We start from the raw sequence: 25870 nt of genomic DNA, 5'->3' as shown, positions 1-25870 counted from the left end.
CCCAGTGATCGGAGCCGCGCCCCGTCCCTCGACATCCTCCCCAAAGTTTTTTTCGATCCCCTGCCTCGCCCCCCCACCACACGCGCCCCGCCCTCAAACCCCAGCCGGCCCCGGGCTCGGTGGCGGGCCGAACAGCTCGACCCGTGGGACGCCTCCCAGCTCTGCCCGATGCGGCGGCAGCAGCCGCCTCTCCTGCAAGGACTCCTGGTCTCCGGCGACGCCGGTCCGGTCTCCTCGGGTTTCCCAAGACCGGCAGAGACCGCGCCGGGCAGCGCTAGCTGAGGTCGAGCAGTTGCCTCATCTGGACGCAGAGGAGGGTGAAGGGCAGTGCGTCCGGCATGTGGCCGGCGACCGCGACGAGGTCGGGATGGCCGCCGTAGGAGTGCACGGTCACCAGCCCGTCCGCGATCGCGACCTCGCGGACCACCGGCCATCCGAGTCGCTGCCCGTCCTTCTCCAGGCCCTCGCGGTCGACGGTGAACGGCCCCAGCCGGACGGCCTCGCCCGCCTTGACGGCCGCGAGGTGCCGCGGCACCGTACGGCGCGTCACCTCGGCGGCGATCGCCTCACCGAGCATCCGCACCCCCGGCAGCTCCTCACCGAAGCGCAGCACGCGCCCGTCCGAGGTCACGACCGTGAACCGCCACCGAGTCCCGCCCGCTGGACCCGAAGCCCTCGTCCGGAGCGGGTCGGCATCCCCGCCCAGCGCCCCGGACGCACCCGTCCAGGGGTGGATGCCCGACACGGTCACCGAGACCAGGTCGTCCCAGACGAAGATCTCCGCATCGACGCCCGGGGCATCGTCCTCGGTCCCGTTCTGCGAGTGAGGGGCGGCCTTGCCGTTCGGGGCCGGGGCTGGGGCCGGGGAAAGCAGGAGGCCGCCGGTGAAGAGGTGCACCACCGGGGCGCGTCTCCACACGATGCCGCGGCCGGCGATCCAGCCGGCGGCCGCCGCGCAGCCCATGGCGATCACGGTGAGCGGCGCGCCGAGCCAGGCGAGGCCGGACAGGAAGGCGGTGACGGCCGCCGGGACCAGTACGACCACGGCGAGGGCGAGCGCGAGCAGCCAGGTGAGCGCGCGGCGCCGGGCCGGACGTGCGTCGAAGGTCCGGACGGGCTCGCCGAGCCCGGGCGGGTCAGCCATCGTCCTCCCGCTCGCCGGCGCGGGCCCAGGTCCACGCGTACTCCGGGTCCTCGCAGCGGCGCGCCGCCGTGCCGAGCCGCAGCGGACGGAAGGTGTCGATCATGACGGCCATCTCCGTGGTGCGGTCGTGGCCCTGCTTCACCGCCTCCACGACGGCCTCGACGGCGCCCGGCTGCGGGCCGTGCGTGAACCCGGACGGGTGCAGCGAGATCGAGCCGATCCCGATGCCCGAGCCCTTGCGGGCGGAGTAGTCACCGGCCGCGTAGAACATCATTTCGTCGCTGTCCACGTTGTGATGGTTGTACGGGATCGGGACGGCCTGGTCGTCGAAGTCCAGGGGGCGTGGGCAGAACGAGCAGATCACGAACCCGGGGCCCTCGAACGTCTGGTGGACGGGCGGCGGCGCGTGCGTCCGCTTCACGATGGGCTCGAAGTCGTTGATGTTGAAGACGTAGGGGTAGAGGTAGCCGTCCCAGCCGACGACGTCGAAGGGGTGCCGCAGGTAGGTCAGGCGCGACAGCCCGCTCCGGTTGCGGACGAGGACCGGCACCTCGCCGCCGTCCGCCAGGAGCGGTTCGGACGGGCCGCGCAGGTCGCGTTCGCTGTAGGGGGCGTGCTCCAGGAACTGCCCGTACTGCGAGAGGTACCGCTTCGGGGGTCTGATGTGCCCTCGGGCCTCGATGACGAGGGCCTTGAGGGACGCCCCGCCGCCCCGTTCCGGTAGCACCCAGCGGTGGATGGTCCCGGTCGGGATGACCACGTAGTCGCCCTCGCCGACGTCGAGCGCGCCGTAGGTCGTCTCGACCCTCGCCCGTCCGGCCTGGACGTACACGACCTCGGCGCCGGCCGAGTTCCGGTAGAGCTCGCTGGTCGTGTCCGCCGCGACGAACGAGAGCGTGACGTCGTCGTTGCCGAACAGGACCTGGCGGCCGAGGACCACGTCGCCGCCGTCGGGCAGGTCCTGGGTGCGGTAGGCGCGCGGCTGCAGCGGATGGTTGGGGGCGAGCCCGGCGCCGTCGGCGGCCCCGTCCTGCACGCCCTCGCTCTTGGTGATCGCCGTGGGAGCGTACCGGTGGTACAGCAGGCTGGAGTCGGAGGTGAAGCCCTCCTCGCCCATCAGCTCCTCGGCGTACAGGCCGCCGTCCGGCCGCCGGAACTGCACGTGACGCTTCCGCGGGATCTCCCCCACGGCCTTGTAGTACGGCATCGCCGCCTCCCATCGGGGACGCCTTCGTCCCCCCACGGTACGTCTCTTCCCCCGGTCGCGACGGCGCCCGCCGACCCCGACGCCTCCATGCTCACGGCCGCGGACCGCAAACGTAAGGAGAACGTCGTTCTGTGGATAACCCGGCCGTCAGGTCAGTGCCGGAAGTACCGTGCCGACGACCTCGCCCAGCGAGATGACCGAACCCGACGCACCCGGGGCCTTCGCCCGGATCATCACCGTGTCGCCGTCCTCCAGGAACGTTCGCTGCGTCCCATCGCCCAGCTCGACGGGCTCGCGGCCGTTCCACGCGAGTTCCAGCAGGCAGCCGCGCTGGCCGCGCTCCGGGCCCGACACCGTCCCGGACGCGAACAGGTCGCCGGTGCGCAGCGGCGCGCCGTTCACCGTGGCGTGCGCGAGCTGCTGCGGCGCCGTCCAGTACATGCCGGCGAACGGCGGCTCCGAGACCCGCTGCCCGTTGATCAGCACCTCCAGCCGCAGGTCGAGGCCCCACGGCTCGTCGCAGCGCAGGTAGCCGAGCGGCTCCGGGTCCTGGACGGGCGGCGCGACGCGGGCGTGCTCCAGCGCGGCGACCGGCACCACCCACGAGGAGATCGACGTCGCGAACGACTTGCTCAGGAACGGCCCCAGCGGCTGCGACTCCCACGCCTGCAGATCACGCGCACTCCAGTCGTTGACCAGCAGGAACCCGAACACGTGATCGCGGAACGCGCCGGTCGGCACGCCCCGCCTGGCCACCGACGGGACGCCCGCGACGAACCCGACCTCCGCCTCGAAGTCCAGCCGCAGCGACGGCCCGTACGACGGTTCCGGCTCGCTCACCCCGGTCATGCGCTGCCCGGACGGCCGGACGATCGGCGTCCCCGACGGGTACACCGTCCCGGCGCGCCCGTGGTAGCCGACCGGCAGCCGCTTCCAGTTCGGCTTGAGCGGCTCCGCCTCCGGCCGGAAGATCCTCCCCACGTTGGACGCGTGGTGCTCGGACGAGTAGAAGTCCACGTAGTCGGCGACCTCGATCGGCCTCAGCACCTCCACGTCCGCCACCGGGATCAGGTGCGGCTCCACCCGCGGGCGGTGCGCGGCGTCCGTCAGCAGTTCGGTGAGGCGGGCGCGGTTGGCGTGCCAGGCGGCGCGCCCGGCGACCATGAAGGCGTTCAGCGACCCGGACGCGAAGTAGTGCCGGTCCTCCACCAGCCCGGCGGACGACAGCCCCGCGAGGTCGAGGACGTACGCGCCGATCGCCACGCCCACGCGCGGCATCTCCCCGGGGCGCGAGAACACTCCGTACGGCAGGTTCTCGATGCCGAAGCCGTCGTCCTCATCGATCTCCACCCACGAAACCGTCGTCATGGAGACATATCTTCCCCAGTGTCCCGCGTTCTGACCGGCCGCGGGCGCCCTGGATCGGCCGTTCCGCCGGTGCCGCGGCCGGCTACTCGGCGGGCGGGGTGGGCCCGCTGCGGAAGTTACCGGACGGCGGCGGGTTCCAGTCCCAGATGCGGCCTTCGCCGGGCTCCCGCTCGTCTTCGGGGCTGGGCGACGGCCGCGGGACGCGCGGGACCGGCGGGGCGTCGCCGCCGTCGCCCGCGTCGGGGTCCTCGGCGCGGTCGGCGGGCGGTGCGTCCTGCTCGTCCTGCTCCTCCGCGTCGGCGTCCGCCGCGCCGTCGGCGGCCTCAGTGCCGTCGGGGTCCTCGGCGCCATCGCGGTCCTCAGTGTCGTCGAGGTCCTCGGTGTCGGGGACGACGATGTCGGGACGCGTCGTCCGGGCCCGCTCGCGGGGCTCGGGGGCCTCGGCGCCGTCGCTCCTGACCAGTTCGACGTCGGTGGGCAGCAGCGCGGGCGCCGGGCGGGGCTCGGGAAGCGGGTCGAGCGGAGGGGACGGCTCCTGCTCGTACTCCTCCGCGTACTCGACGCCGTAGTCGTGCTCCTCGTCATCGGCGTCGCCGTAGTCGTGCCCGCGCGCCCCCGCGTAGTCGTCCTCGCGCGTCACCTCGTGCCCGCGCGCCCCCGGGTAGTCGTCGTCCGACGGCATCTCGTGCCGCAGCGCCGGCTCGTAGTGGGCGAATCCCGGGCGGTGGCCGTGCGGCACCTCGTACTCGTGGTCGCGTACCGCCTCGTACTCGTGGACGGTCGCGTGCTCGATCTCGTGCTCCGCCTCGGACGACCCGACGGGCAGCAGGTCCAGCGGACGGGCGGGCTCCGCCTCGTAGACGGGCTCGGTCTCGTAGGCGGGCTCGGTCTCGTAGGCGGGCTCGTACGCCTGCTCGCCGTCCGCGGGCGCCTCCAGCGCGGCGGGCGGCTCCAGGGCCGGGAGCACCTTGACGTGGCCGCGCTGCGCCTCGACGGGCTCGGGCTCGTCCGACGCGGGGCGCGACACCCGGATCTGCTTGATCATCGTCAGCCACAGCCAGACCGCGATCACCAGCATCACGTGCGGCGCCACCGCGACGCCCGCGCGGACGGCGTCGCGCGGCAGCGAGCCGAACCCCCACACGGCGTGCTGGACGGCGGCCGCGGCGGCCCCGGCCACCAGGAGCAGCAGCAGCGCCCAGCGCAGGAGCCTGGTCCACCAGCGGGCGTTGCGGGCGACCACCAGCGCCAGGATCGTCATGGCGGTGAGCGCGTCCGCCATCACCGGGTAGACCGGCGCCCACCGGCGGCTCGCCCGCCCGGCCAGCGCGAGTTCGCGCAGCACGGGATAGGTCAGCACGTAGGCGCCGGCCGCCAGCGCGGCGACGACGAGGCCGGCGGTCGCGGTGAGCAGCCGCCGCTGGGCCGGGCTGTAGCGGGGTCCGCCGGGGCGCGTGGGATCAGATGGCATGACTCTCGTTCCGGGGTGAACGCCTTGCGGGGTGGGCCTTCAAGGCGACCCTAGCCAGCCCGGACGCCGCTCACCCGCATCTTCGCCGCGATCACTCCGCCCGGCGCACCATAAGCGCCGAGACGCCCCCTATGCTCCGGCCGGCGGGAGGACCAGGGCGTTGGCGATGGCGGCGAGGCCCTCGCCGCGGCCGGTGAGGCCCAGGCCGTCGGTGGTGGTGGCGGACACGCTCACCGGCACACCGCCCAGCGCCTCGCCGAGCACCTTCTCGGCCTCGGCGCGCCGCTTGCCGATCTTGGGGCGGTTGCCGATCACCTGGACGGCGACGTTGCCGAGGGCGAAGCCCGCCTCCGCGGCCAGCCGGGCGACCTCGCGCAGCAGGTCGGCGCCGGACGCGCCCGCCCAGCGCGGGTCGGCGGTGCCGAAGACGGCACCGAGGTCACCGAGACCGCACGCCGAAAGCAGGGCGTCGCACGCGGCGTGCGCGGCGACGTCCCCGTCGGAATGCCCGGCCAGCCCGTGGCCCTCACCGGGCCATTCGAGCCCCGCGACCCAGAGGGGGCGGGGCTCCGACGAGAACGGGTGGACGTCGGTGCCGACGCCCACCCGTGGAATCCGTGCGCTCAACTCAGCTGGCCAGGACCTCGTCGAGCAGGGCCTCCGCCTTGTCCTCGTTGGTCTTCTCGGCGAGCGCGAGCTCGCTGACCAGGATCTGGCGCGCCTTGGCGAGCATCCGCTTCTCGCCCGCCGACAGGCCGCGCTCCTTGTCGCGCCGCCAGAGGTCGCGAACGACCTCGGCGACCTTGTTCACGTCGCCGGACGCGAGCTTCTCGAGATTCGCCTTGTACCGGCGCGACCAGTTGGTGGGCTCCTCGGTGTAGGGTGCGCGAAGCACCTCGAACACCTTCTCCAGACCCTCCTGGCCGACGACGTCCCGGACGCCCACGTCCTCGACGTTCTCGACCGGAACCTGCACTGTCAGGTCGCCCTTGTCGACCTTCAAGACCAGATAGGTCTTTTCCTCACCTTTGATGGTGCGAGTCTCGATGGCCTCGATCCGAGCAGCCCCATGGTGGGGGTAGACGACGGTGTCGCCGACCTGGAAAGTCATGTGACAAGTACCCCTTCCGCTAGAACCAGGGTAGCACGGAAACCAGCGTGGCTGCACCGGCCTTGCCGACATATCCGCAGGTCAAGCCGCATATTGGGGTATTGACAAAGCTCTTTAATGGTGCATCACACACCTGTTCCCCGCACTCAGCGTGACCGCGGCACCACCAGTCTCCCCCCGCACCGCCCTTACCGCCAACCGCCCCCGGGATACAAGCGTCCCCGCTGCCGATCCGCCGGACGCGCCCCATACTGGAGGTGAACATGCCGCCCCGGGCGGGTACAAAGCGGCCGGAAGGGACCGAAACGGGCAGTGGCGGACGGCGAGGCGGTGCCGGCGGAGCGACGGCGAGGAGGTGCGGCGTGAGGCCGGACGGCGACCCGGACCCCGATGACTACGGGCTCCCCCACGTGGACGTCGTCGTGCCCGACGACGCCCGCGAGCTGGACCGCGACGTGCTCGCCTACCGCCGCGAGGAGCGCCGCCGCAGGCGCCGCAGGCGGGCCCGGCGGGTGCTGCGCCCGGTCACCCGGTTCGGCGTCGCGATCCCGATCATCGCCGGGGCGCTGCTGGTCGCACTGATCAGCGGGGCGCTGATGACGGCGTTCGGCCCGCGCCCGGCGCCGCGTCCGAAAGGCGCCGCGCTGGCCCCGAGCCCGACCGCGCCGCCCGGCGAGATCGGCGGCCTGCTGCCGGCCGGCTCGGTGGACGTCGTGAACCACGCCAAGAAGGGCGAGGACCTGCGCGAGATGCGGCCCGCGGTGTTCGGCATCATGCCGGCGGGGTCGCAGTGCCCGGGCGTCGTCGCCGCGCTCGCGGGCAGCGCGAACGAGTACGGGATCAGGTTCCTGCTGGTAGCCGACTCGCGGCCGGCGGGCGGGCGGCAGCCCGTGTCGCTCAAGGACGTCAAGGCGTGCGCGGGCACCGCCCACGACGGGACGGCCGAGGTCCTGGAGGACTCCAAGGCCCTGCTCGCGGGCGCGTACGCGCAGACGCCCGGGTCGGCGGGGACGGGCCTCACCGCCGTGTTCGTCCAGCCGGACGGCGTCGTCAAGCACGTCGACCCGAACGCCACGCCCGGCCCGGCCCTCGCGCAGAAGGTCAAATCACTGGGCCACGGCTGACATTTTCCGGTCGTGTCGCCACCCCGGATCGGGGTGGGCGCCCGGACCTCGCTACGCTTCCCCTGGCGTATCTCACGCCGCTCTGATACCTACCAATGCCTTTTTCGCGAGGAGACCGACGCCGTGATCCGAAACAGCCGTCGAGTGGTCGCGCTCGCCGTCGCGGGCGCCGTCGCGATCGCACCGGTGATCTCCGGCTGCGGCGCCGGCGAGGAACCTCAGACCTCCGCTCCGACCCAGCTGACCGAGGGCGTGAACGCCTCCGTCCCGTCGAACAAGCCGGCGGCGGCGCAGATCGACATCCGCAACCTGTTCGTGCTGGGGCCGAAGCCGGGCCAGACGCTGGCGCAGGGCGGCGCCGCGCCGCTGTACGCGACCATCATCAACCAGGTGGAGGGCCGGCCGGACAAGCTCGTCTCGGTCAGCTCCCCGGCCTTCTCGCAGGTGAAGCTGCAGGGCGGCGGCGTGGTCATCCCGGCCGCGGCACCGTCCGGTGCGGGCGGCGCGGTCAAGCTGATCGGCCAGACGAGCGCGCCGGGCGCGTCCCCGTCCGAGTCCCCCGCGGGCAAGAAGCCGAAGAAGTCGCCGGGCGCCTCCGGGTCCCCGTCCGCGACCGGCGCGCCCGTCACGCCGAGCCCGACGGGCCCCGGCCAGGAGCCGAGCGCGAACCCGACGGCCCAGTCCAGCGACACGCCGTCGGCGCCGCAGACGCCCGCCGCGCCGGCGCAGGGCGCCGGCACGGGCCCGCTGGTCGTGCTGTCCGGCGCGACGCAGCAGCTGTACGGCGGCGAAGAGATCATGGTGACGCTGCACTTCGAGCAGGCCGGCTCGGTGCAGGTGCAGGTGCCGGTGATCCCGCAGCAGGGCGAGTACGAGACCTACCCGGCCGCGCCCGGGGCCGAGGCGACGCCGACGGGCGCCGCGTCGCCGACCCCGTCGGTCTCCGGCGGGTCCGGCTCGGGCAGCGCGACGCCGACGACGGGCACGACACCATCCCCCACCGGCTCGCCCACCCCGTAACACCCCGAACGAACGAACGGCCCGTACGGCACCCGCCGCACGGGCCGTTCCTTTTGGTCCGTTAGGACTTCAACGCTCTTCCCGTGGTCGCGCACCCATTAGTCGGCGTTGCCAAGCACGCTGCGGGCTTGCACGCGGAACTCGCTGACCGCTTGGTAGAGCCGTCGTTCCCTTGCCGAAGCGGTGGCGGAGTGTTGCTCTCTCTCCGTGCCGTCCGCTGCGTGGGCAGCCTTCACCATGCGTTGCATGACCTCGGAGAGGCCGCTGGACTCCTCGGCGATCCGGTCGGTCGCTTCGACGACGGAGGGAGGGCCTTCGAGGATGACGACTTCTGCGGCGCGGTGGACATCGCGGGCGCAGGCGATGAAGTGCTGCACCTTCTCGTCCAGTCCGGGCAGGTCGGGGGGATCCGCCTGCGCGGCGTCGAGGATCGCGTCCATGGCGATATCACGGTCGTGCAGAGCGCTGAGGTAGGCGGCGTAGGCATCGCGTCGATGTTGACGGCGCCACTGGACGTGTTGTGTCCGTGCTTGCGTCCTGCCGTTCACGACGGCTGCGCCGAGAGTGGTGAGGGAACCGACGGCGGCGCCGAGCAAGGCGGCGAGTCCTGCGTCCATGGGCCACATTGTGGCGTCACGATGCAGCGCCTCCGCGCGCCCCCGCTCGTCGAACGCGCACGCCCTGCATGTGTTCTCAGCGGCACATGCAGGGCGCGGCAGGGTTCCTTAGGGCTCGAACTTGTAACCGAGGCCGCGGACGGTGACGATGTAGCGCGGCGAGGACGGGGTCGCCTCGATCTTGGCGCGGAGGCGCTTGATGTGGACGTCCAGGGTCTTGGTGTCGCCGACGTAGTCGGCGCCCCAGACGCGGTCGATCAGCTGCATGCGGGTCAGGACGCGGCCCGCGTTGCGGAGCAGCACCTCCAGCAGCTCGAACTCCTTCAGCGGGAGCTGGACGGGGGCGCCGGCGACGCTGACGACGTGCCGCTCGACGTCCATCCGGACCGGGCCGGCCTCCAGGGTGGCGGGGGCGAGCTCCTCGACCTCGCCCTGGCGGCGCAGCACGGCGCGCATCCGGGCGATCAGCTCGCGGGTGGAGAACGGCTTGGTGACGTAGTCGTCGGCGCCGAGCTCCAGGCCGACGACCTTGTCGACCTCGCTGTCCTTGGCGGTGAGCATGATCACCGGCACGCTGGACCTCGTGCGCAGCTCCCGGCAGACCTCGGTGCCCGGCAGCCCGGGCAGCATCAGGTCGAGCAGCACCAGGTCGGCACCGTTGCGCTCGAAGATGTCCAGCGCGTCGGGGCCGGTGGCCGCGACGGCGACCTCGAACCCCTCCTTGCGCAGGTTGTACGACAGTGCGTCGCTGAACGACTCCTCGTCTTCAACGACGAGCACGCGGGTCACGGTGTTGCCTCCCGGGCGTTTTCCATGGCGGCCCTCTCGACGGCCTTGACTGCGGTGACGGGCGGGTCGAGGAGCGGGAGCCGGAGCGTGAACGTCGACCCGGACCCCTCCTTGCTCCACACCGTCACCTCGCCGCCGTGCTTGGTGGTGACGTGCTTGACGATCGCCAGGCCGAGGCCGGTGCCGCCGGTCTGGCGCGAGCGGGCGGGATCGACCCGGTAGAACCGCTCGAAGATCCGCTCGACCTCGGTCTCGGGGATGCCGATGCCCTGGTCGGTGACGTTGATCTCGACGTACCGGTCGTCGCAGCGGCGCGCGGACACCACGACGCGGGTGTGCTCGGGGCTGTAGGCGACGGCGTTGTCGATCAGGTTGCGCAGCGCGGTGATCAGCAGTTCCTCGTCGCCGCGGACGCTCAGGTCCTCCTGGCCGCCGCCGGCGAGCTCGATGTCCTTGCTGGACGCCTTGATCTGGCAGCGGTCGATGGCCTCGGCGGTGATCTCGTCGAGCCGGACGGGGGCCAGTTCGGGCAGCGGCTCGTCGCCCTGGATGCGCGACAGCGTCATCAGGTCCTGGACGAGGTTGGTCAGCCGGACGGACTCGTACTGCATGCGGCCGGCGAAGCGGCGGACGGCCTCGGGGTCGTCGGCGGCGCCCTCGACGGTCTCCGCGAGCAGCGACAGGGCGCCGACCGGCGTCTTCAGCTCGTGGCTGACGTTGGCGACGAAGTCGCGGCGGATGGCCTCGGTGCGGCGCATCTCGGTGAGGTCCTCGGCGAGCACGAGGACGAGCCCGTGGGAGCCGAGCGGCGCGACGCGGACGGCGAACCAGCGGCCCTCGGCGCGGCCGCGCCGGCGGGTCTCGCCGACCTGGATCTCGGCCTCGCGGATCTCGCCGTCGCGGCGGACGAGCCGGGCCATCGCCAGCAGCTCGTCGACGACGAGCCGCTCGCCGCTGACCATGCCGAACGCGCGGGCGGCGGAGCTGGCCCGCAGCACCCGGTCCTCGGCGTCGACGACGACGGCCGAGGACCGCAGGACGCTCAGCACCGAGGCGACCCCCGGTGGCACGCCTCCCGCGTGCGCCGCCGGGGACGCCGTCCGCTGGGCTCGCTCGCTCACGCGTACCGCCAATCCAGTCGCGAGCCCGATCGCGAGCCCGGCAAGCCCGGTCAGGCTCGCGACGATTTCGACCTCCACACCACGGATCGTAAGCGGCGTTTCGAGGGCGACCGTCCGGCGGCCTGCCCGAACGGGGTCTCGTTCCCCGAAAGTTCACCTTCTTATACGCGGGGGTTCACGCCGGTGGGGCAGGCTGTTGCGTGGGCGAGTCCGCCCAGATTGACCAACTTTCGCCCTCTTTGTCGCAAGGAATCCCAATTGCGTGACGCGTACCACGAGGAGCTCGACTCCCTCTCCGACCGGCTGGTGGAGATGACCCGGCTCGTCCGCTCCGCGATGGCCCGCGCGGTCACCGCGCTGCTGGACGCGGACCTGCGGCTGTCGGAGGAGGTCATCAGCGGCGACGAGCACGTCAACAAGATCGACGCGGAGATCGAGGAGACGGTCTTCGACCTGATGGCCCGGCAGCAGCCGGTCGCCGGCGACCTGCGCACCCTGATCACCGCGCTGCGGATGAGCGGCGACCTGGAGCGGATGGGCGACCTCGCGGTGCACATCGCCAAGACCGCCCGCCGCCGCCACCCCGAGTCGGCCGTCCCGCCCGAGCTGCAGGCCACCGTGCTGGAGATGGGCCAGATCGCCGAGCGGATGATCGCCAAGACCGGCAGCGTGATCGCGTCCCAGGACGTCGAGATGGGCCTGGAGCTCGACGCCGACGACGACCAGATGGACCGGCTGCACCGCCGGCTGTTCGACATCCTGCTGTCCCCCAAGTGGAAGCACGGCGTCGAGCCGGCCGTCGACATCACGCTCGCCGGCCGCTACTTCGAGCGCTTCGCCGACCACGCCGTCCACGTGGCGGAGAACGTCGTCTACCTGGTCACCGGGCAGCGCCCCGCGGAGATCGCCGACCTGTCCTGACGCGCCCGGCGGGTCCCCGCCGCGGCCGGCGCCGCGGCGGGGTCAGGCGGGCTGCGCGACGAGGGCGCCGTTGGCGAGCGCCCTGATGCCGCGCTTCAGGTCCTGCGGCGTGACGTCGTCGATCAGGAGCCGCTGCAGCAGGTAGCCGGGCATGATCGCGAAGAGGATCTTGCCGGCGGCCTCGACGTCGGTGCCGGCCGGCAGCCGCCCCTCGTCGACGAGCCGCCGCAGGTAGCGGCCCCAGATCTCGCGCAGGCCCGCGAACGACGCGGTGAGATGGGCGGCGAGGTCCGCGTCGTACATGGCGAGGGCCCAGGCCTGCGGCGCGAGCCGCACGGGCCCGTCCTCGCCCGACAGGCCGGTGAGCTTGTCGGCGAGCGCCTCGAGGATCTCGTCCAGCGGACGCAACCGGTCACCGGTGGTGAGGTCGACCAGGAACGCCTGGAGGTCTCCGACCACGGCCATCAGGTTCGCGGCGACGATCTCGTTCTTGCTCTTGAAGTACCGGTAGACGGCCCCGGCCGACAGCCCGGACTCCGCGAAGATGTCCTGCATGGACGTCTCGTGGACCCCCTTGCGGACGAAGCACCGGCGCGCGGCGTCCAGGATCTGGCGGCGGCGGCGTTCGAGGTGCTCCTCGCTGACTCGCGGCATGGCCTCAATCTAAAACGAACGTCCGTTCTTGACAAGCCGGCGAGGCGGTGCGACGCTTCCGGCAAGATAAAAGAACGGACATTCGCTTTTCTTGAGGAGCGGGCCATGAAGTCCTCCCCCGCGGTGCGCGTCCTGGGCGTCGCCATCGGCGCCGCACTGCTGCAGATCGTCATGATCACCGCGTTCGCGTGGCCGTCCGCCCACCTCGCGCCGCGCCACGTGCCCATCGTCGTCGCGGGCCCGGCGGCGGGGCCGGTCGCCGAACGGCTGGCGCACGCCCGGCCCGGCGCCTTCGACATCACGACCCGCCCGGACGAGGCGTCGGCGCGCAAGGCCCTCACCGACCGCGACGCCTACGGCGCGATCATCGCCTCGCCGTCCGGGTCGCGCGTGCTCACCGCCTCCGCGGCCTCGCCCGTGGTCGCGCAGCAGCTCGACGCACTGGCCCAGCAGTTGGCCCCGAAGCGGGACGCGGCGGCGGGCGCGGCGCCCGCCGTCCAGGACGTCGTCGCCGCCGATCCCGACGACCCGCGCGGCACCGGGTTCGGCGGCATGGCGCTCCCGCTGATCATGTCGTCGATCGCCGCCGCCGCCATCCTGACCTTCGCGGTCCGCCGGGTGGCGTGGCGGGCCGCCGGCGTGGTGCTGTTCGCGCTGCTCGGCGGGCTCGGCTCGGCGGCCATCGCGCAGGGCTGGATGTCGCTGCTGCCCGGCCCGTTCCCGACGATCGCCGGCGTCATGGCGGTCACCATCGCCGCCGTCACCGGCACCGTCGCGGGCCTGGCCGCCGCCCTCGGACGGGCCGGCCTCAGCCTCGGCGCGATCACCTTCCTGCTGGTCGGCAACCCGCTGTCCGCCGCGACCTCGGCCCCGGAGCTGCTGCCCCGGCCGTGGGGCGAGATCGGCCAGTACCTGCCGCCCGGCGCGAGCGCGACCCTGCTGCGCTCGGCGGCCTTCTTCGACGGCGCCGGCGCCGCGCGCCCGCTCGCGGTGCTGGCCGGCTGGGCGGTGCTCGGGGCGGTCCTCCTCGCGGCCGGCGCGTGGCGCGCCCGCGCCGGGCGGCCCGCCGACGCCGCCCGCGCCCCGGAGCCAGCGCTCACCTGACGTCCCGCCGCCCTTCCGGGAGACGCTCCCGGAAGGGCCCGGCCGCGTTCACGCCAGGTTGCTGATCGGGAGCAGGCCCCGCTCGCCGAACACCTTCTTGGCGACGAGCGTGGCGTTGATCGAGCGCGGCATGCCCGCGTAGACGGCCGTGTGCAGCAGCGCCTCGGCGACCTCCGTGGCGGTCAGGCCGACGTTCAGCGCCGCGTTGATGTGCACCTCCAGCTCGATCTCGCAGCCGCCCAGCGCCGCCAGCACGCCGAGCGTGACGAGCTGGCGGTCGCGGGCGGGCAGCTCGGGCCGGGCGTACATGTCGCCGAACGCCCAGGCGACGACCTGGTGGCCGAGCTCGGGCGAGACGTCGGCGAGCGAGTCGACGATCCGCTGCCCGGCCTCCCCGTCGACCTGCTCCAGGACCTTCATGCCGTGCTCGTGGCGCTCTTCGCGGTTCATCTCTTCGTCCTCCTCGGAAGCGGTTGCGATGTCTCGATCGTGGCCTGAGAAACCGCAACTGCTGCCTTAAAGGCATGCGGAGATATAGTTCCCATGCTTAGGAGGCATGGATGGATCTGCGGATGCTGGGCTACGTCGTCGCGATCGCCGAGGAGGGCTCGGTCAGCGGCGCGGCCCGCCGCCTGCGGCTGACCCAGCCGACCCTCAGCCGCCAGCTGCGCGAGCTGGAGCGCCGCCTCGGCACCGAGCTGTTCGTCCGCGAAGGACGCGGCCTCACCCCCACCGCCGCCGGGAAAGCCCTGGTGAAACGGGCCACCACGGTGCTGGCCGAGGCGGAGGCCGCGCTGGAGGACGTCCGGCTCGCCGCGCAGGGCCTCACCGGACGCGTCACCGTGACGTTCGCCGGATCCGGGATCAACGGGCCCCTCGGCGGCGCACTGGGCCGGCTCCGCCGCGAACTCCCCCGCGTCGACCTGCGGCTGGAGGAGAGCTTCAACGACGCCGAGATGTCGGACGGCGTCATCGACGGGCGGTTCGACATCGCCGTCCAGCGGCTCCCGTCGCGCGACGCCCGGCTCGCGACCCGGCCGTGGTGGAACCAGCCGCTCACCCTGTTCCTGCCCGCCGCGCACCCGCTCGCGCACGCGCCCGGCCCGGCGCCGCTCGCCGCGCTCGGGCAGATCCCGCTCGTCGTGTGGCCGCGCGAGGTGTCCCCGCACTCGCACGACGAGATCCTCGCACTGTGCGACCAGGCGGGCGTGGTGCCCCGGATCGGCGCGCGGGGACGCAGCGTCCAGACCGTCCTCGCGCTGGTCGCGGCCGGTTTCGGGGGCGCGGTGATGGCCGACTCGCACCGCGCGCTGCGCCGCGTCGGCGTCACGGCGCGCCCGCTCGCCGGCACGAACACGACCCTCTACCTGGTCTGGCGAAGCGCCGAGACCGACCCGCTCGTCCACCGCTTCAGGGACACCCTCGCCGACCTCACCTGACCAGCCGCCCCGGCGGCCGGATCCGGCCTCGCCCTCGAAAATCCGATAGTTACCCCCAATAGTTGGTGACCACCACTTGGAGGTGACCGGCGTGAGACGGAACGGATCAGGGGCGCGGCGCTGGTGGGCGCTCGGCGCGGTCAGCCTCAGCGTCCTGGCGGTGTCCTTGGACGGGACGGTGCTGTCGGTCGCCCTGCCCACCCTGGCCGGGGCCCTCCACGCCACCGAATCGGACCTGGAGTGGTTCCAGTCCGGCTACCTGATGCTGCTCGCCGCCGCGGTGCTCCCGGCCGGCCTGGTCGGCGACCGGTTCGGCCGCAAGAGGCTCCTGGTCGGCTGCCTGGCGGCGTTCGGCGCGGGCTCCGCGCTGTGCGCCGAGGCGCGCTCCCCCGGCGTCTTCCTGGCAGCCCGGCTGCTCATGGGCCTCGCCGGGGCGGGCGTCACGGTGATGGCCATGTCGGCGCTGACCGTCCTGTTCGACGAGGAGGACCGGCCCAGGGCCGTCGGGATCTACGAGGCCGCCAACTTCCTCGGACTCCCCGCCGGACCGCTCCTCGGCGGCTGGATGCTGTCGAAACTGTGGTGGGGATGGGTCTTCCTGCTCAACGTGCCGGTCGCCGTGCTCGGCCTGGCCGCCGCCTTCGCCCTCGTCCCGGAGTCGCGGGCGGCGCGGCGGCCCAGGCTCGACCCGGCCGGCATCGCGGTCTCCTCCGCCGGCCTCATCGCGGTGACGTACGGGCTCGTCCAGGCCGGTCGGAGCGGCTGGGACGGTCCCGCCGCCCTCGCGCCGATCGCCTGCGGCGGCGCCGCCCTCGCCGGTTTCGCGGTACGGGAGAGCCGGCTCGGCAGGCGGGGCGGGAGCCCCCTGATCGACCCTGCGCTGTTCCGCTCCCCGTCGTTCACCTGGGGCGCCGCGCTCGGCGGGCTGGCCGGGCTCGCCATGATCGGTGTGCTGTTCGCCATGCCGCAGTACTTCCAGGCCGTCCAGGGCGCGAACGCGTTCGGCGCGGGGGTCCGGCTGCTGCCGCTGATCGGCGGGCTCGTCGCCGGCGCCCTGCCCGCCGGCGCGCTCACCCGGGCGGCCGGCGCCGCGACCACGACGGCGCTGGGCTTCGCGCTCCTCGCCGCCGGCGCCCTGGCCGGTGCGACGACGGGCACCGGCACGAGCACCGCGTTCATCGCGATGTGGACGGCGGTCCTCGGCGCGGGCACCGGCCTGACCCTCACCGCCGCGACCGCGGCGGCGCTCTCCGGCCTGCCGGCGGAGCGCAGCGGAACCGGTTCCGCCGTGGTCCAGGCGTTCCAGCACACCGCCGGGCCGCTCGGCACCGCCATCGCGGGCAGCGTCCTCGCCGCCGGCTACCACTCCCGCCTCGGTCCGGACCGGCTCCCGGCCGCCGTGGACGAGGCGGCGCGGCGGAGCGTCCACGAGGGCGTCGCCGCCGCCGGGCGGTTCGGGTCGGGAGAGGCCGTCCACGCGATCCGCGCCGCGTTCACCGGCGGCCTGGACACCGCGCTCACCGTCTCCGCCGCCACGGCCCTCGCCGGCGCGCTCCTGACACTGGCATTCTTGCCCCGGAGGACCATCGTGACCGACCCGAGCACCGCCCGGCCCAAGCCGGGCCTGCGCGAGCGCAAGAAGGCCAGGACGCGCGCCACGATCCAGACCTGCGCCATGCGCCTGTTCCGCGAACGCGGCTACGACGCCACCACGATCGAGCAGATCATCGAGGCCGCCGACGTCTCCGAGACGACGTTCTTCCGCTACTTCCCCACCAAGGAGGACCTGGTCCTGCGCGACGAGTACGACCCGATGCTCGTCGAGGCGTTCCGGGCACAGCCGCCCGGCCTGGCCCCGGTGCCCGCGCTGCGCGCCTCGTTCGCCGCGGCCTTCGCCGGCATGACCGCCCGGCAGCGGGCCGAGCAGAACGAGCGGATCGCACTCGTCCTCGCCGTTCCGCGGCTGCGCGCCGCGCTGCTCGACCAGATCGCCCAGGCCATGGAGGTCATCGCGCGGGCCATGGCCGAACGCGCCGGCCGCCGGCCGGACGACCTCGCCGTCCGCACGGTCGCCGGCGCGGTGGTCGGCGCCGCCGTCGCGGTCTCGGCCGCCATCGCCGACGACCCGGGCGCCGACCTGCCCGCCCTCATCGACCAGGCCATCACCCGCCTCGAACCCGGCCTCCTCCTGTAACGCGGCGCCCTGGCCCGCCGCCTCGGACGGGACGGCTCAGTCGTCGGCCAGCAGTTCGCGGAGCAGGTCGCGGAGGGACTCCTGCCGGTCGTCGGCGAGCGCGGCCAGCGGCGAGTGCGCGCCGAGGCGGCCGAGGACGCCGGCGCGGGCGCGCTCGCCCGCCGGGGTGAGGACGATCTGCTTGGCGCGCCGGTCGGTGGGATGCGGGCGGCGCTCGATCAGCTCCTGGCCTTCGAGCCGGTCCAGGACGAACGTGGCGTTGGACGCCTCGCACGCCATCCGGACGGCGAGCTCGCGCGCCGTGATCGGCTCGGACAGCTCGCGGAGCGCGACGACCTGGGACGCGGTCATGCCGACCTCCTCGGCGACGCGCCGCACGTGCACGTCGAGCCGCTGCACGAACCGGTGGACGAGCTTGCACACGTCCCGGTCGATGTCGTCGTCCGCCGCCGGTGCGGGCTGCTGCGCCATGCCCGGAGTCTACCCGCCCTGATTCGAGTCATGATAATGATAGTTCGAACTATCCGAGTTCGAACTATCTGGAGCGTGTGCGTGCCTCTCCCGCTGCTGTCCCTGATGCTGGTGGTGTTCGGCCTCACCACCGGCGAGTTCGTGATCGCGGGCATCCTGCCCGACGTCGCCGCCGGCCTCGCGGTGCCGGTGCCCGCCGCCGGCCGGCTGGTCACCGCCTACGCGCTCGGCATGATCGTCGGCGGACCGGTCGTCACCGCGCTGACGGCGCGGCTGCCCCGCCGCCCCCTCGTCACCGGGCTCGTCGCCGTGTCCGTGCTCGCCAACCTCGGCTCGGCGGTCGCCCCCGGCTACGGGCTGCTGCTCGCCGCCCGGTTCGCCGCCGGGCTCGTCGTCGCGACGTTCTTCGCCGTCGCCATCGCCACCGCCGTCTCCACGGCCCCCGAAGGCAGGCAGGCCTCCGCCGTCGCGAAGGTCGCCCTCGGCATGAACCTCGGCATCGTCCTCGGCACCCCGCTCGGCACGCTCGTCGGCCAGCACCTCGGCTGGCGCGCCGCGTTCGCGGCCGTCGCCGCCCTCACCGCCGCGGGCCTGCTGATGGTGCTGCGGTTCGTGCCCGCGAGCCCCGCCCCCACCGGCTCGATGCGCGGCGAGCTGCGCGTCTTCAAGGGCCGCGACGTCCAGCTCGCCCTCGCGCTCACGGCCGTCGGCAACGTGGGGGTGGTGACCGTCTTCTCCTACATCGCGCCGCTCCTCACCGGCGTCGGCGGCTTCGGCGAGGGCGCCGTGCCCGCCCTGCTGCTGCTCTACGGCGCGGGCGCGGTCGCCGGGAACTTCCTCGGCGGACGGCTCGCCGACCGGGCCCTGATGCCGTCGCTGGCCGGGCTGCTCGCCGTGCTGGCGGCCGTCCTCGTGCTGTTCTGGGCCGCCGGCGGCGTGCGGATCCTCGCCGTCCCGCTGGTCTTCGTCCTCGGGCTGCTCGCCTTCGCGATCATTCCGGGCATGCAGACCCGCGTGCTGACCGCCGCGGGCGCCGCGCCGACGCTGGCCGTCGCGGTCAACGCCTCGGGCTTCCAGACCGCCGCCGCGTTCGCGGGCTGGCTCGGCGGCGCCGTCATCGACCACGGCCCCGGCCTGCGCTCGCTGTACCTGGTCGGCGCGGCCCTCACCGCCGCCGGCCTGGGCATCGCCCTCTACGTCCTGCGCCGCGACCGCCGTCCGTCGCCCGAACCCGGCCGACGTCCGGAACACGCCGGCACCTGAGGCGCGCGCTCGTCCTCGGCGCACCGCCCGCCGGCCCGTTCCCGCCGCTGGCATCCTTGCCACGGAGGAACGCCGTGACCGACCCGAGCACGGACCGGCCGCAGCTCCCGTGACCGGCCTTGGAGGGAACGCGTGGGGTTGAAGAGCCTGCTGCTCGACGTCGCTCCACTGCGGGCGTCGCCCGCCTTCCGGCGGTTGTGGATCGGGCAGACGCTCTCCGGGTTCGGCGGGCAGATGACGCTCGTCGCCGTGATGTTCCAGATCTGGCAGGCGACGAAGAGCACCACCTGGACCGGCGCCGTCGGGCTCGCGCAGGCGGTCCCCCTGGTCGCGCTCGGGCTCTTCGCGGGGTCGGTCGTCGACCGGGTGGACCGCCGCAGGTTCTACCTGCTGACGACCGGCGGGCAGACGGTGTGCTCGTTCGTTCTCGCACTTCAGGGCCTCCTCGGGGACATGCCGCCGGCCGCGGTCCTCGGGGTGGTCGCGGTGCAGTCCTGCTTCACCGCGGGCGGCGGACCGGCATCGCGCACGTTCATCCCGCGCCTGCTGCCGAAGCAGCAGGTCGCCGCGGGCCTCGCGCTGCGGCGCATCGCCTTCCAGGGCGCGATGCTGGTCGGGCCCGCGCTGGGCGGGCTGATCGTGGGCGGCCTCGGCGTCGGCGGCTGCTACCTGATCGACGCGCTCACCTTCGCCGCCGCGCTCTACGGCGCGTTCGGCCTGCCGCCGATGCCCCCGGGCGACGAGCCCGCGCGTCCCGGCCTCGGCGGAGTGCTGGACGGCCTGGCGTTCCTCGTCCGGACGCCGATGATCCGCGGGGCACTGCTCACCGACCTGGCCGCCACCGTCCTCGCGATGCCGATCAGCCTGTTCCCGCTGATCAACGCGGAGCGGTTCGGCGGCGACCCGCGCACGCTCGGGCTGTTCCTCACCGCGATCGCGGTCGGCGGCGTCGCCGCGTCGCTGTTCTCCGGGACGTTCACCCGGCTCCCCCACCCAGGCCTGGTGATGCTCGCCGGCTCCGCCGGGTGGGGCGCGTCGCTCGCGCTGTTCGGGCTGTCGCCCGGCCCGTGGACGGGCCTCGCCTGCCTCGTCCTGGCGGGCGCCGCCGACACCGTGTCCGTGGTGTCGCGGAGCACCGTCGTCCAGACGCACACCCCGAACGAACTGCTCGGACGGGTCGGCGCCGCCGAGCAGATCGTCGGGCAGGCCGGTCCCGACCTCGGGAACATGCGCGCCGGGCTCGTCGCGGACGCCACGTCCGGCGCCGCGGCCGCCGTCAGCGGCGGCCTCCTCTGCCTCGCCGCCGTCGCCGCCGTGGCGGTCGCCACCCCGCCCCTGCGCACGACCGGCCCCCGCGTCCTGCGGCCTCGGTGAACGCCGCCGAGGCGACGGCGGTACCCGTGGATCATGATCTACTGTCGCCTAACGATGCTGAGGAGGCTCCCCCATGGGCGTCGAGAACGACTACTTCCGTGCCCCCGACGCGGCTGCGGTGGTGCGAGCGCTGGAGGAGACCGACACCGGGCCCCTGGTCGGTGTCGCGGATCCCGTCTTCGACGGGATCAGTACCAAGGGCGTCGATCCGGCCGTCGTCTTCGGGCGGCTCATCGCGATCATCAAGTCCGTGCCCTGGAGCGTGGACGTCGTCGCCTCCACGATGGTGTGGCCGACCAGCCCGATGCCCGGTCCCGAAGGGCCGGAGGACGAGGACGACCCCTGGGCCACGGGCCCGTGGGTGGAGGAGTTCAGCGACTCCGTACGGGACACCCTCGCGTCGGTGCCCGAAACGGACGTCCAGGACGCGGTCGTCGCGTGGTCGCAGACCGACGAACTGCGCGGAGCGTCGCCCGACGACCTGCGCCCGCTCGCCGACGCCCTCATCGAACTCGCGCGGCAGGCCCGCGACGCCGGCGAGCACCTGTACTGCTGGACGTGCCTCTGACGCTCGCCCGGCTCCGGTACCGGGTGCCGGACGAATGGCTCGTACGCACGTTGAGCATTGTCGTGAGTTTCGCGTACGCACCTGTGGCGCTGATGCCGTTGCCCGACCGGGGCAGAGGCCCTTACGCGGACCTGCGGCGCAAACTGGAGGACGCCGGCGCGGACCACGACCAGGCGCGGGCGTCAGCCTGGGTGAGCGGGCCGCTGGCGTTCTTCGGGCTCAGCGCCACGCTCACGCCGCTCATCCCGATCTTCGCGGACTGAAAAGCGCGAAGGGGGACCGCCGAACGGCGGTCCCCCTTAACAAATGCCTACTTCTTGCGGCCCCGCCGGGACTTCGGGGCGTCCTTCTTCGGCTCGGGCTTCTTCGGGGCGGGCGCGGCCTTCTTGCCGGCGCCGCCGCCCTGGTTCTTGACGGCCTCGATGGCGGCCTTGGCGGCGGCCGGGTCGAGGTACTCGCCGCCGCGCTTGAGCGGCGCGAAGTCGTCGTCCAGCTCGTAGACCAGCGGGATGCCGGTCGGGATGTTCAGGCCGACGATCTGCTCGTCGGAGATGTCGTCGAGGTGCTTCACCAGGGCGCGCAGCGAGTTGCCGTGCGCGGCGACCAGGACGGTCTTGCCCGCGGCGAGGTCCGGGACGATCGAGTCGTACCAGTACGGCAGCAGCCGGTCGACGACGTCGGCGAGGCACTCCGACCGGGGGATCAGCTCGGACGGCAGCTCCGCGTAGCGCAGGTCGTTGACCTGGGACAGCGGGTCGTCGTCCTTGATCGGCGGCGGCGGGGTGTCGTAGGACCGGCGCCAGGTCATGAACTGCTCTTCGCCGAATTCCTCGCGCGTCTGCGTCTTGTTCTTGCCCTGGAGCGCGCCATAGTGCCGCTCATTGAGCCGCCACGAGCGCTTGACGGGGATCCACAGCAGGTCCGCGACGTCCAGCGCGATGTTGGCGGTGCGGATGGCCCGCTTCAGCAGCGAGGTGTGCACCACGTCGGGGGTGATGTCGGCGTCGAGCAGCAGGTCGCCGCCGCGGGTCGCCTCGCTCTCGCCCTTCGTGGAGAGGTCGACGTCCACCCAGCCGGTGAACAGGCCCTCCGCGTTCCAGACGCTTTCGCCATGCCGGAGCAATACCAGGGTCGCCATGGTGCAGAGCCTATCGGCCGCCGGATCTAGCCGCGGTTGGCCGGGTCCGCGAAGGACGCGAAGGCCTGCAGGTTGGCCAGGCTCTCGCCGCGCTTGACGCGCCAGTCCCATTCGCGCTGGATCGACGACTTGAACCCGCGCTCCAGCGCCTTGTCGAAGTTCTCGTCGGAATAGGTGAGGACGCAGCCGAGCAGCCGGTCGATCTCGTCGGGGCTGACCGACTCCAGCGGCACCTTGCCGACGAGGTGGACGTCGCCGACGTCGTCGAGCGCGAACGCGACCCCGTACATGCGGCCGTTCTTCTCCAGCAGGAACCGGTAGAACTCGGCGTGGTTCTCGTCGGGGCGGCGGCAGAAGAACGCCTCGACGTGGAGGCTGTGGTCGCCGACGATCAGCCAGGTCATGGTGGCGAGCTTGTGCTGCCCGGGCAGCTTGACGAAGAACGCGTTCTCGCGCGGCTCGTCGAACTCCAGCTCGGCGGCCTTGAGCGCGCCCCGGATCGTCTCGACGGTGCTCGTGTTCGCTCCGGTCATGCCGTCACCTCCGCGGTGAGCTGCGGGGAGAGCGTGGGCGGTGCGAGGCGGACGGCCGGTAGCGACATGGCACCGGTATACACGTCCAGGAGGCTGTCGACGGTGGCGTCCCAGCCGAAGTCCTGGGCGTGGCGGACGGCGCCGCGGGCGAGGCGGTTGTGGCGGCCGGGTTCGGCGTGCAGGCGGCGCAGGACGGCGGCGTAGTCGGCGGGGTCGTGGCCGGGGATCAGGACGCCGGACTCGCCGTCGGCGACGGCGGTGCACAGTCCGCCGACGCGGGACGCGACGACCGGCGTCCCGCAGGCCTGCGACTCGACGGCGACGAGGCCGAACGACTCGCTGTGCGAGGGGACGACGGTGACGTCGGCGGCGCGGTACCAGTCGGCGAGGTCCGCCTGCGCGGCGGGCGGCTCGAACCGGACGACGTCGGCGATGCCGAGTTCGGCGGCGAGGGCCTGGAGGCCCTCGGGGCGGGAGCGGCCGGAGCCGCTGGGGCCGCCGACGACGGCGACGACGAGCTTGGAGCGCAGCGAGGGGTCGTCGGCGAGCATGCGGGCGGCCGCGCGCAGCAGCAGGTCGGGGGCTTTGAGGGGCTGGATGCGGCCGACGAACAGCAGGACGTAGGCCTCGCGGGGCAGGCCGAGGCGGCGGCGGGCGGGGCCGGTGCGGTGCGGGAGGAGCCCGGTGCTGCGGGCGAGGACCGGGGATTCGGGGCGGAACAGCGACAGGTCGACGCCGGGGCTGACGACGGCGACGCGGCCGGGGTCGGCGCCGTAGAGGCCGATCAGCTCGTCGGCCTCCTTGCGGGTGTTGGCGACGAGCTGGTCGGAGGAGGCGACGACCTGCTCCTCGCCGAGGACGCGCTCGGCGGGCTCGGGCTTGTCGCCGCCGGCGAGCGCGGCGTTCTTGACCTTGGCCATGGTGTGCATCGAGTGCACGAGCGGGACGCCCCAGCGCTGCTTGGCCGCCCATCCGGCCTGTCCGGAAAGCCAGTAGTGGGTGTGCAGGAGGTCGTAGTGGCCGGGGTCGTAGGACGCTTCGGCGCGCAGCACGCCGGAGGTGAAGCCGCACAGCTGGCGCGGCAGCTCGCCCTTGTCGAGCTCCTCGAACGGTCCGGCGACGACGTGCCGGACGAGGACGCCGGGCGCGAGCTCGGCGACGGGCGGCAGGGCGCGGCAGGTGGCGCGGGTGAAGATGTCCACCTCGACGCCGCGCGCGGCGAGCCGCTTGGCCACCTCGACGATGTAGACGTTCATGCCGCCCGCGTCGCCGGTACCGGGTTGATCCAGGGGGGAAGTATGAACACTGACCGTCGCAACTCGGTTGATACGACGCGACACCGGACACCACCTCCGGTAGTGCAACCTATCGACCGCGTTACCTGTTCCCTCGGCAAGGGGGACAATCGTCACTTCTCGCCACAGTGATCGACCTCACCGGGCCGCACCGTGCCTCCTCGGGCCTCCTCGGGCCCCTCGGGCCTGCCGCCGCGCCCGCACCTGGGAGGCTGGACGCATGCGTAAGACCGCGGTAGTGACCGGAGCAAGCAGCGGAATCGGGGCCGCCACGGCCAGGCGGCTGGCGGCCGAGGGGTTCAACGTCGTGCTGGCGGCGCGGCGCCGCGAGCGCCTCGGCGAACTCGCCAAGGAGATCTCCGAGGAGGTCCCCGGCGCGGCCAAGATCGTGCCGGTCGCCCTGGACGTGACCTCGCAGGAGTCGGTGGACGCCCTGGTCGCGGCGGTCGGCGGCTGCCACGTGCTGGTCAACAACGCGGGCGGCGCGCTCGGCCTGGACACCGTCGAGACCGCCGACCTCGACGACTACCGGGCCATGTACGAGACGAACGTGCTCGGGCTCGTCCGGGTGACGAAGGCGCTGCTGCCGAAGCTGATCGAGAGCGGCGAGGGGCACGTGGTGAACGTCACCTCGCTCGCGGCGCACGTCCCGTACGAGGGCGGCGGAGGGTACAACGCGGCCAAGCACGCCGCGTACGCGGTGAACGAGGTCATGCGGCTGGAGCTGGTGGCCAAGCCGGTGCGGATCACCGAGGTCGCGCCGGGCCTGGTGAAGACCGAGGAGTTCTCGCTGGTCCGGTTCCGCGGCGACGAGGAGCGGGCGGCGAAGCCGTACCAGGGCGTCCCGGAGCCGCTGGTGGCGGAGGACGTGGCGGACTGCGTCGCGTGGGCGGTGACGCGCCCGCCGCACGTAAACATCGACCGGATCGACGTCCAGCCCCGCGTCCAGGCGGCCCCCTACAAGCTGCACCGCGAGAGCTGAGCCCGTTGACTTGCGGCGTGTCGTCCTTAAGGGAGCCGTTTTAAGGACGACACGCCGCAAGTCAACGAGGGGCTACGGCCTGCCAGGGCAGGGTCAGTTCGCCCAGGCGCCAACGCCGCCGGCCGCCGTAGGGCGGGTGCGACAGGACGGGATGGGTCCGGGCGAGAAGCCGGACGGCCTCGACCCACCGCGCGCGCGGACCGAACGCCGAGTGCGGCGCGGCCGTCGCCCAGCACCGGTCGAACGCCACGAGCAGATCGTGGACGGGCTCGCCGGGCACGTTGCGGTGGATCAGCGTCTTCGGCAGGCGTTCGGCCAGGTCGGACGGGCGCCTGAGGGCGGGAAGCTGCGCCGCGAACGTGATCGTCCGCGGACCGTCCGGGGTGAGCGTCACCCAGACGGCGCGGCGGCCGATCTCGTCGCAGGTGCCCTCGACGAGCACGCCGCCGGGCGCGAGCCGCGCGCACAACCGCTCCCAGGCTCGCCAGGCGGCGGGCTCGTCGTACTGGCGCAGCACGTTGAACGCGCGGATCAGGGCGGGCCGGCGCGGGACGGGCACCTCGAAGCCGCCGCGCCGGAACGACAGCCCGTCGTGCGGTCCGGTCCGTGCGAGGAAGGCGTGGCCCGCGGCGACGCGGTCGGGTTCGATCTCGATGCCGACGACCTCGAGCCGGGGCGAGACGGCGCGCAGCCGCGTGTAGAGCTCGTAGGTGGTGACGGGGGACGCGCCGTAGCCGAGGTCGACGGCGAGCGGGCGGTCGCCCGTGCGCAGCGCGGGGGCCTGCGTGGCGGCGATCCAGCGGTCGATCCGGCGCAGGCGGTTGGGGTTCGTGGTGCCGCGGGTCACCTCCCCCACGGGCTTTTGCGATCCGACCACCTGCAGATTGTCGGGCTTTGGCGCGACATGCCGGTAATCGAACCTGATTCGGTCACGACGGTAAGTAGTCGTTTACGCTGACCTC

The 25870-nt window shown here is 73.2% G+C and carries 27 protein-coding genes; 11 read left to right on the top strand and 16 right to left on the bottom strand.

Features of this window, described 5'->3' with window-relative positions; all coding sequences use genetic code 11:
- Positions 1–274: 274 nt before the first annotated feature.
- The 6 genes from J4709_RS23735 to J4709_RS23710 form a co-directional block, all read right to left on the bottom strand.
- Complete coding sequence (locus tag J4709_RS23735) at positions 275–1144, bottom strand: DUF6585 family protein (protein ID WP_208243974.1); 870 nt, start codon at positions 1142–1144, stop codon at positions 275–277.
- The gene (locus tag J4709_RS23730; RefSeq protein WP_208243973.1) at positions 1137–2351 is read right to left on the bottom strand and encodes a homogentisate 1,2-dioxygenase; all 1215 of its coding nucleotides are present in this window, start codon (positions 2349–2351) and stop codon (positions 1137–1139) included. The genes J4709_RS23735 and J4709_RS23730 overlap by 8 nt, the downstream gene beginning before the upstream one ends.
- A 147-nt stretch (positions 2352–2498) precedes the next feature.
- Entirely contained in the window at positions 2499–3719 is a 1221-nt protein-coding gene (fahA, locus tag J4709_RS23725; RefSeq protein ID WP_208243972.1) for a fumarylacetoacetase, read from the bottom strand.
- An 82-nt stretch (positions 3720–3801) separates the two neighbouring features.
- Positions 3802–5190 carry a hypothetical protein gene (locus tag J4709_RS23720; RefSeq protein WP_208243971.1) on the bottom strand — a complete coding sequence of 463 codons (1389 nt, stop codon included), beginning with the start codon at positions 5188–5190 and terminating at the stop codon, positions 3802–3804.
- A 129-nt stretch (positions 5191–5319) separates the two neighbouring features.
- Positions 5320–5796: a 2-C-methyl-D-erythritol 2,4-cyclodiphosphate synthase gene (gene ispF / locus J4709_RS23715; protein WP_208243970.1), complete on the bottom strand. Its 477-nt coding sequence runs from the start codon at positions 5794–5796 to the stop codon at positions 5320–5322.
- A 22-nt stretch (positions 5797–5818) separates the two neighbouring features.
- Positions 5819–6301: a CarD family transcriptional regulator gene (locus J4709_RS23710; protein ID WP_067459337.1), complete on the bottom strand. Its 483-nt coding sequence runs from the start codon at positions 6299–6301 to the stop codon at positions 5819–5821.
- A gap of 362 nt (positions 6302–6663) precedes the next feature.
- Between J4709_RS23710 and J4709_RS23705 the strand changes: the two genes are divergently transcribed.
- Both J4709_RS23705 and J4709_RS23700 read left to right on the top strand, forming a co-directional pair.
- Complete coding sequence (locus J4709_RS23705) at positions 6664–7425, top strand: hypothetical protein (protein ID WP_208243969.1); 762 nt, start codon at positions 6664–6666, stop codon at positions 7423–7425.
- 123 nt (positions 7426–7548) lie between these two features.
- Positions 7549–8445, top strand: a complete 897-nt coding sequence (locus tag J4709_RS23700) for a hypothetical protein (protein ID WP_208243968.1) — start codon at positions 7549–7551, stop codon at positions 8443–8445.
- 98 nt (positions 8446–8543) lie between these two features.
- Here the strand turns inward: J4709_RS23700 and J4709_RS23695 are convergent, their stop codons facing one another.
- The 3 genes from J4709_RS23695 to J4709_RS23685 form a co-directional block, all read right to left on the bottom strand.
- Positions 8544–9062: a proline dehydrogenase gene (locus J4709_RS23695; protein WP_208243967.1), complete on the bottom strand. Its 519-nt coding sequence runs from the start codon at positions 9060–9062 to the stop codon at positions 8544–8546.
- A 108-nt stretch (positions 9063–9170) separates the two neighbouring features.
- Entirely contained in the window at positions 9171–9842 is a 672-nt protein-coding gene (locus J4709_RS23690) for a winged helix-turn-helix domain-containing protein (RefSeq protein WP_500199818.1), read from the bottom strand.
- A gap of 5 nt (positions 9843–9847) precedes the next feature.
- A complete protein-coding gene (locus J4709_RS23685; RefSeq protein ID WP_208243965.1) occupies positions 9848–11050 on the bottom strand; it encodes a sensor histidine kinase in 1203 nt (400 codons plus the stop codon).
- A gap of 180 nt (positions 11051–11230) precedes the next feature.
- Here J4709_RS23685 and phoU point away from each other — a divergent pair, with 180 nt between their 5' ends.
- Positions 11231–11893, top strand: a complete 663-nt coding sequence (phoU, locus tag J4709_RS23680) for a phosphate signaling complex protein PhoU (protein ID WP_173096710.1) — start codon at positions 11231–11233, stop codon at positions 11891–11893.
- A 42-nt stretch (positions 11894–11935) separates the two neighbouring features.
- On the opposite strand, the gene J4709_RS23675 is transcribed toward phoU, so the two are convergent.
- Positions 11936–12547: a TetR/AcrR family transcriptional regulator gene (locus J4709_RS23675; protein ID WP_208243964.1), complete on the bottom strand. Its 612-nt coding sequence runs from the start codon at positions 12545–12547 to the stop codon at positions 11936–11938.
- Positions 12548–12652: 105 nt separating this feature from the next.
- On the opposite strand from J4709_RS23675, the gene J4709_RS23670 reads away from it, so the two are divergent.
- Positions 12653–13651: a hypothetical protein gene (locus tag J4709_RS23670; protein WP_208243963.1), complete on the top strand. Its 999-nt coding sequence runs from the start codon at positions 12653–12655 to the stop codon at positions 13649–13651.
- A 48-nt stretch (positions 13652–13699) separates the two neighbouring features.
- On the opposite strand, the gene J4709_RS23665 is transcribed toward J4709_RS23670, so the two are convergent.
- Positions 13700–14101 carry a carboxymuconolactone decarboxylase family protein gene (locus tag J4709_RS23665; protein ID WP_173096713.1) on the bottom strand — a complete coding sequence of 134 codons (402 nt, stop codon included), beginning with the start codon at positions 14099–14101 and terminating at the stop codon, positions 13700–13702.
- A 110-nt stretch (positions 14102–14211) separates the two neighbouring features.
- On the opposite strand from J4709_RS23665, the gene J4709_RS23660 reads away from it, so the two are divergent.
- Positions 14212–15090 (top strand): LysR family transcriptional regulator, encoded by an 879-nt coding sequence (locus tag J4709_RS23660; protein ID WP_208243962.1) that lies wholly within the window; start codon positions 14212–14214, stop codon positions 15088–15090.
- 91 nt (positions 15091–15181) lie between these two features.
- Entirely contained in the window at positions 15182–17284 is a 2103-nt protein-coding gene (locus J4709_RS23655; RefSeq protein ID WP_208243961.1) for an MFS transporter, read from the top strand.
- A gap of 36 nt (positions 17285–17320) precedes the next feature.
- On the opposite strand, the gene J4709_RS23650 is transcribed toward J4709_RS23655, so the two are convergent.
- Positions 17321–17755 carry a MarR family winged helix-turn-helix transcriptional regulator gene (locus tag J4709_RS23650; protein WP_208243960.1) on the bottom strand — a complete coding sequence of 145 codons (435 nt, stop codon included), beginning with the start codon at positions 17753–17755 and terminating at the stop codon, positions 17321–17323.
- 75 nt (positions 17756–17830) lie between these two features.
- Here J4709_RS23650 and J4709_RS23645 point away from each other — a divergent pair, with 75 nt between their 5' ends.
- From J4709_RS23645 to J4709_RS23630, 4 genes are all read left to right on the top strand, one after another.
- A complete protein-coding gene (locus tag J4709_RS23645) occupies positions 17831–19018 on the top strand; it encodes an MFS transporter (RefSeq protein ID WP_307801470.1) in 1188 nt (395 codons plus the stop codon).
- A gap of 132 nt (positions 19019–19150) precedes the next feature.
- Positions 19151–20392, top strand: a complete 1242-nt coding sequence (locus J4709_RS23640) for an MFS transporter (RefSeq protein ID WP_208243958.1) — start codon at positions 19151–19153, stop codon at positions 20390–20392.
- Between the two features lie 73 nt (positions 20393–20465).
- A complete protein-coding gene (locus tag J4709_RS23635; RefSeq protein WP_208243957.1) occupies positions 20466–20960 on the top strand; it encodes a hypothetical protein in 495 nt (164 codons plus the stop codon).
- Positions 20951–21223: a hypothetical protein gene (locus J4709_RS23630; protein ID WP_208243956.1), complete on the top strand. Its 273-nt coding sequence runs from the start codon at positions 20951–20953 to the stop codon at positions 21221–21223. The genes J4709_RS23635 and J4709_RS23630 overlap by 10 nt, the downstream gene beginning before the upstream one ends.
- Positions 21224–21270: 47 nt before the next feature.
- On the opposite strand, the gene J4709_RS23625 is transcribed toward J4709_RS23630, so the two are convergent.
- Genes J4709_RS23625 through mshA form a run of 3 tightly spaced genes read right to left on the bottom strand, consistent with a single transcriptional unit; the run spans position 21271 to position 23971 of the window.
- Complete coding sequence (locus J4709_RS23625) at positions 21271–22098, bottom strand: phosphoglyceromutase (protein ID WP_208243955.1); 828 nt, start codon at positions 22096–22098, stop codon at positions 21271–21273.
- A gap of 26 nt (positions 22099–22124) precedes the next feature.
- On the bottom strand, positions 22125–22631 hold the full coding sequence (locus J4709_RS23620) for a type III secretion system chaperone family protein (RefSeq protein WP_208243954.1): 507 nt from the start codon (positions 22629–22631) through the stop codon (positions 22125–22127).
- Positions 22628–23971: a D-inositol-3-phosphate glycosyltransferase gene (gene mshA, locus J4709_RS23615; protein ID WP_208243953.1), complete on the bottom strand. Its 1344-nt coding sequence runs from the start codon at positions 23969–23971 to the stop codon at positions 22628–22630. The genes J4709_RS23620 and mshA overlap by 4 nt, the downstream gene beginning before the upstream one ends.
- A 175-nt stretch (positions 23972–24146) precedes the next feature.
- Between mshA and J4709_RS23610 the strand changes: the two genes are divergently transcribed.
- Positions 24147–24908: an SDR family NAD(P)-dependent oxidoreductase gene (locus tag J4709_RS23610; RefSeq protein WP_208243952.1), complete on the top strand. Its 762-nt coding sequence runs from the start codon at positions 24147–24149 to the stop codon at positions 24906–24908.
- Positions 24909–24969: 61 nt separating this feature from the next.
- On the opposite strand, the gene J4709_RS23605 is transcribed toward J4709_RS23610, so the two are convergent.
- Complete coding sequence (locus tag J4709_RS23605; RefSeq protein WP_208243951.1) at positions 24970–25785, bottom strand: class I SAM-dependent methyltransferase; 816 nt, start codon at positions 25783–25785, stop codon at positions 24970–24972.
- Positions 25786–25870: the final 85 nt, after the last annotated feature.

The sequence above is a fragment of the Actinomadura violacea genome (genome assembly GCF_017573465.1).
Taxonomy (GTDB): domain Bacteria; phylum Actinomycetota; class Actinomycetes; order Streptosporangiales; family Streptosporangiaceae; genus Spirillospora; species Spirillospora violacea.
The sequence above is the reverse complement of the archived record's forward strand: the minus strand, read 5'-3'. Positions and strand labels throughout refer to the sequence as shown.

What these genes read in the sequence shown, in the direction of transcription:
- J4709_RS23735 (WP_208243974.1), bottom strand. Translation starts at nt 1,144, where the DNA reads ATGGCTGACCCGCCCGGGCTCGGCGAGCCCGTCCGGACCTTCGACGCA.
- J4709_RS23730 (WP_208243973.1), bottom strand. Translation starts at nt 2,351, where the DNA reads ATGCCGTACTACAAGGCCGTGGGGGAGATCCCGCGGAAGCGTCACGTG.
- fahA (WP_208243972.1), bottom strand. Translation starts at nt 3,719, where the DNA reads ATGACGACGGTTTCGTGGGTGGAGATCGATGAGGACGACGGCTTCGGC.
- J4709_RS23720 (WP_208243971.1), bottom strand. Translation starts at nt 5,190, where the DNA reads ATGCCATCTGATCCCACGCGCCCCGGCGGACCCCGCTACAGCCCGGCC.
- J4709_RS23710 (WP_067459337.1), bottom strand. Translation starts at nt 6,301, where the DNA reads ATGACTTTCCAGGTCGGCGACACCGTCGTCTACCCCCACCATGGGGCT.
- J4709_RS23695 (WP_208243967.1), bottom strand. Translation starts at nt 9,062, where the DNA reads ATGGACGCAGGACTCGCCGCCTTGCTCGGCGCCGCCGTCGGTTCCCTC.
- J4709_RS23675 (WP_208243964.1), bottom strand. Translation starts at nt 12,547, where the DNA reads ATGCCGCGAGTCAGCGAGGAGCACCTCGAACGCCGCCGCCGCCAGATC.
- J4709_RS23670 (WP_208243963.1), top strand. Translation starts at nt 12,653, where the DNA reads ATGAAGTCCTCCCCCGCGGTGCGCGTCCTGGGCGTCGCCATCGGCGCC.
- J4709_RS23665 (WP_173096713.1), bottom strand. Translation starts at nt 14,101, where the DNA reads ATGAACCGCGAAGAGCGCCACGAGCACGGCATGAAGGTCCTGGAGCAG.
- J4709_RS23660 (WP_208243962.1), top strand. Translation starts at nt 14,212, where the DNA reads ATGGATCTGCGGATGCTGGGCTACGTCGTCGCGATCGCCGAGGAGGGC.
- J4709_RS23650 (WP_208243960.1), bottom strand. Translation starts at nt 17,755, where the DNA reads ATGGCGCAGCAGCCCGCACCGGCGGCGGACGACGACATCGACCGGGAC.
- J4709_RS23635 (WP_208243957.1), top strand. Translation starts at nt 20,466, where the DNA reads ATGGGCGTCGAGAACGACTACTTCCGTGCCCCCGACGCGGCTGCGGTG.
- J4709_RS23625 (WP_208243955.1), bottom strand. Translation starts at nt 22,098, where the DNA reads ATGGCGACCCTGGTATTGCTCCGGCATGGCGAAAGCGTCTGGAACGCG.
- J4709_RS23620 (WP_208243954.1), bottom strand. Translation starts at nt 22,631, where the DNA reads ATGACCGGAGCGAACACGAGCACCGTCGAGACGATCCGGGGCGCGCTC.
- J4709_RS23610 (WP_208243952.1), top strand. Translation starts at nt 24,147, where the DNA reads ATGCGTAAGACCGCGGTAGTGACCGGAGCAAGCAGCGGAATCGGGGCC.